Source organism: Anoxybacillus sp. TBDG-1 (genome assembly GCF_054815885.1).
This window is the reverse complement of sequence record NZ_JBTZSY010000081.1, coordinates 1-4,448: the sequence shown is the minus strand read 5'-3', so window position 1 is coordinate 4,448 and position 4,448 is coordinate 1. Positions and strand designations below refer to the sequence as shown.

The following is a 4,448-nucleotide window of genomic DNA, read 5'->3' as shown; positions in this document are numbered from 1 at the left end:
TTATCCTTAGCTTTCATACGCTTTTCGCTTCGTTCAGTTTTCAAGGAACATCTTCATCGCTTTTGAAGCGACTTTTTCAGTATAACATTTACTGTTTTTCTTGTCAACACTTTTTTGTTTTTTATTTTTCATAAACTACTTGTTTTAATCAGCAATAAATATACTATCAAAAACAAAATGCCTCGTCAACTGTTTTTTTAAAAAATAAGGCTTGGAAGTAATGACCCAAGCCTCTCAATCTGTCACTATAGTAGTTACTCAACTAAAAACGCAAAGTATAGAATGAAAACAACAAATAAACCGTACATAATTGGATGAATTTCTTTCGCTTTACCTTTTGCAATCATTGTAATTGGATAGAAAATAAACCCGATCGCAATTCCTGTTGCAATACTGTACGTTAAAGGCATTGCAATTAATGTTAAAAATGAAGGAACAGCAATTTCAAAACGAAGCCATTCAATTTTTCCTAGCGATGATACCATTAGTACACCAACAATAATCAATGCCGGTGCTGTGACTGGTGCTGTCACAACCGATAACAACGGAGAGAAAAATAACGCAAGCAAAAATAAAATTGCTGTTACGACAGAAGTAAAACCTGTACGCCCGCCAGCCGCTACCCCAGCTGATGATTCAATATACGATGTTGTCGTTGATGTCCCTAAAATTGCTCCGACAACCGTTGCACAAGAATCAGCAAAAAGCGCTTTCCCTGCCCGTGGCAATTTATTATCTTTTAATAACCCTGCCTGATTCGCCACAGCAACTAGTGTCCCTGCCGTATCAAAGAAATCAACAAATAAAAATGTTAGCACAACAGCTAGCATTTTAATATTGAAAATTTGGTCAAGATGTTCAAACGCTACTCCAAACGTAGGTGCTAAACTCGGTACAGAACCAACTACTTTTGTTGGTACATCGATTAATCCTGCAATCATTCCAACGATAGCTGTAACTACCATTCCAATGAATATTCCACCGTTTATACCGCGAACCATTAAAATAACGGTGATGATCACTCCGAAAATCGCCAACAGTGTATTCCCATTTGTTAAATCACCTAAGCCAACAAGAACTGCATCGTTATTAACAATAATACCTGCGTTTTGGAATCCAATAAACGTAATAAATAACCCGATTCCTGCACCAACTGCATATTTTAAATCTTCCGGAATTGAGTTAATAATTTTTTCACGAATACCACTTAGCGTCAGCAAGATAAAAATTATTCCAGACATAAGCACGCCAGATAATGCTGTTTGCCAAGGAATGCCCATCGTTAATACAACAGTAAAAGCAAAGAAAGCATTCAATCCCATACCCGGTGCAAGCGCAATAGGATAACGCGCAATTAATCCCATTAGTAAAGATCCAACAGCTGCCGCAATAGCCGTTGCCGTAAATACTGCACCTTGATCCATTCTCATTTCATTTGGTAAATCTGGTACAGCACTTAATGATAAAACAGCTGGATTAACAAATAAAATATAAGCCATCGATAAGAAAGTTGTTAAACCTGCAATAATCTCTCTCTTGTAATTTGTACCAAACTCATCAAATTGAAAATACTTCTTAATCACTTCAAGTCCCTCCATATGTTGTAATAAAAAGAAAAACGCTTCTAGCAAACTACCAGAAGCGTTGACTATGATGCATAATGCACAGAACATAGAGAGGAACCAAGCAGATTCCTCTCCCCCACATTACACATCGTAGTCAAGCTATTTACGGTAGCTTGGTAGAGACTCTCGAGCCATATTCTCGAGATTATACGATGCATCCTCTATTTCATTTACACATACATTCTAACAATGGAACGAAGTGTAGTCAAGATAAATCACGAACATTTTTTTATATAAATATTTTTTTGTTCGTTTTTACTCCCATTCGATCGTTGCTGGTGGCTTGCTTGTAATATCGTAAACAACGCGATTAACATGAGGCACTTCGTTTACAATACGCGTTGAAATGACTTCAAGTACATCCCAAGGAATGCGAGCCCAGTCCGCTGTCATCCCATCAATAGACGTTACGGCACGAATGCCAACGGTATAATCATACGTGCGGGCATCTCCCATCACCCCAACGCTACGAATGTCAGGGAGTACAGTGAAGTATTGCCAAATGTCATGATCAAGCCCTGCTCTCTTTATTTCTTCACGCAAAATTGCATCTGATTCACGAACAATTTTTAACTTCTCTTCTGTCACTTCACCTAATACACGAATGCCAAGTCCTGGACCTGGAAACGGCTGACGCCATACAATCTCGTCTGGAATGCCTAACCCTGTACCGAGTGCACGCACTTCATCTTTGAAAAGTGTATTTAGCGGTTCGATTAGTTTAAATTTCATGTCTTCCGGTAAGCCACCAACGTTATGATGTGATTTAATCGTTTGAGCCGTTGCTGTGCCGCTTTCAATAATGTCGGTATAAAGCGTACCTTGTACTAAAAACTCAATACCATCCAGCTTTGCTGCTTCGTCATCAAACACGTAAATGAACTCATTCCCAATAATTTTTCGTTTTTGTTCCGGATCGCTTACACCTTTTAATTTATTTAAAAATCGTTCTTTTGCGTCTACTTTAATGACGTTCATATGGAAGCCTTCACGGAACGTTTTCATGACGCTTTCCGCTTCTCCTTTACGAAGCAAACCATGGTCAACAAAAATGCACGTTAATTGATCGCCAATGGCACGATGAACGAGAACAGCTGCTACCGACGAATCAACACCACCACTTAAAGCGCAGAGCACTTTTTTATCACCAACGAGTTCACGAATTTTACGAACTTCGTGCTCAATAAAGCTTCCCATCGTCCAATCGCCTTTACACTCACAAATGTGGAACACGAATCGTTTTAACAATTCATTTCCATATACTGAGTGGCGCACTTCTGGGTGAAACTGAACGGCATAAAACTTTCTCGTTTCATCACTCATTGCAGCAATCGGACAAGATGGACTTGTCGCATCAACGGTAAACCCTTCTGGTGTTTTTGTCACCAAGTCTCCATGACTCATCCAAACAATTTGCTCTGTCGGTAAGTCGTCAAACAGTTGCGACGCGCGTTGTACCGTAATCGTCGCTTTTCCATATTCCCGATGAGTCGCTTTTTCAACTTTCCCACCTAAATGATGCGTCATTAACTGCATGCCGTAACAAATACCTAAAATCGGAATGCCCAACTGAAAAAGTGCCGGATCGCACGTCAACGCTTGTTCGTCATATACACTATTTGGACCACCCGAAAAAACAATGCCTTTTACATTCATTTGTTGAATTTGCTCTGCTGTAATCGTATGTGGATGCAGCTCGCTGTACACACCAAATTCACGAATACGGCGCGTAATTAACTGATTGTACTGGCTACCAAAATCTAAAACAACGATCATTTCCTGCTGACGCAAACAAAATCACCCCATCTACATATAATAAAAAAAGCTAGCATTCATACCCTCGCATAAAAAAACGAAGGCAGAATTCTAGCAATATAGAACACTGCCTTCGTAGTCGGGTCATTTACGGTGTCCCGGTAGAGACTCTCGAACCATATTATCGAGGATATACGAAGGTAAGCATCTTAAATTTTAATTCATTCTACCAACTTCATTCCTCATCGGTCAAGATGCCTCCTTTTTTATTAAATTTTCTAACAATTAACAACACTATCTCACGTGCATATGATGTATAAAGAAATATGTCGCAGGAGAATAGCTATGGATCTTCAAACGAAAGCACTGATCGGTTCATTTATTCAAGCGATAGGTACGGTCACTTCGGCCATCGGAAGCATCCCTTCTTTAAGCGATAAAAAACAGTTTACTCTTGATTTATCAGGAAACATATTGCAAGCAACAGGAAACGCTTTAGAGGCAGATGCTGAGATCCCGAATACATTAGGTATATATGGAAATCAAATTCAAGCTATCGGTAACGTCACCGTTGTTGCTGGACTATTAAACAAAGAGGGAAGTCAACAGGAGATTACAGGAAACTGGTTACAATCGTTAGGCGGACTCCTTTCATTCGCAGATGATTGGGGAAGTGAACAATCATCTCCATTAAGCCCCATTGGAAATGTACTTCAATCAATTGGCAACGCCCTACAAGCGATCGGCGAAATATATGAGGAGCGAGGAAATAAGGAAGAAGGGCAGTCGATCAGCATCGCGGGCGCATGGATTCAAGCGGTTGGTTCTATTCTTTGTTTTTTAAATGAATTAAAGGAAAAAACTACCCCATCGAAAGTGGGGTAGTCGTCTTATTACATCATGCCGCCCATCATCTATTGATTTATATCAAATTATTCGTATGTCTATAAATCATTGATTTTAAGCCGATTTTAAAGCTTCTCCGCCTGCAAAATCTAATAAAAAATCATAGATTTTTCAGACTGTTGAAAAACGATTTTGTCAAGGACAAAATCGTTTTTCTTTTGT

3 protein-coding genes and 2 riboswitches are annotated in these 4,448 nt (G+C 39.3%); of the genes, 1 reads left to right on the top strand and 2 read right to left on the bottom strand.

Annotation, left to right across the window (positions count from 1 at the left end):
* Nucleotides 1-254: 254 nt before the first annotated feature.
* Both ACYQY7_RS13650 and guaA read right to left on the bottom strand, forming a co-directional pair.
* On the bottom strand, nt 255-1,580 hold the full coding sequence (locus ACYQY7_RS13650; protein WP_461202874.1) for an NCS2 family permease: 1,326 nt from the start codon (nt 1,578-1,580) through the stop codon (nt 255-257).
* Between the two features lie 116 nt (nt 1,581-1,696).
* Nucleotides 1,697-1,798: riboswitch (purine riboswitch) on the bottom strand.
* 82 nt (nt 1,799-1,880) lie between these two features.
* Nucleotides 1,881-3,401, bottom strand: coding sequence for a glutamine-hydrolyzing GMP synthase (guaA, locus tag ACYQY7_RS13645; RefSeq protein WP_461202872.1), 1,521 nt, complete (start codon nt 3,399-3,401; stop codon nt 1,881-1,883).
* Between the two features lie 95 nt (nt 3,402-3,496).
* Nucleotides 3,497-3,598, bottom strand: a riboswitch (purine riboswitch).
* A 127-nt stretch (nt 3,599-3,725) separates the two neighbouring features.
* On the opposite strand from guaA, the gene ACYQY7_RS13640 reads away from it, so the two are divergent.
* Nucleotides 3,726-4,265 (top strand): DUF6944 family repetitive protein, encoded by a 540-nt coding sequence (locus ACYQY7_RS13640; RefSeq protein ID WP_461202870.1) that lies wholly within the window; start codon nt 3,726-3,728, stop codon nt 4,263-4,265.
* The last annotated feature ends 183 nt before the right edge of the window (nt 4,266-4,448 follow it).

What these genes read in the sequence shown, in the direction of transcription:
- guaA (WP_461202872.1), bottom strand. Translation starts at nt 3,401, where the DNA reads ATGATCGTTGTTTTAGATTTTGGTAGCCAGTACAATCAGTTAATTACG.
- ACYQY7_RS13640 (WP_461202870.1), top strand. Translation starts at nt 3,726, where the DNA reads ATGGATCTTCAAACGAAAGCACTGATCGGTTCATTTATTCAAGCGATA.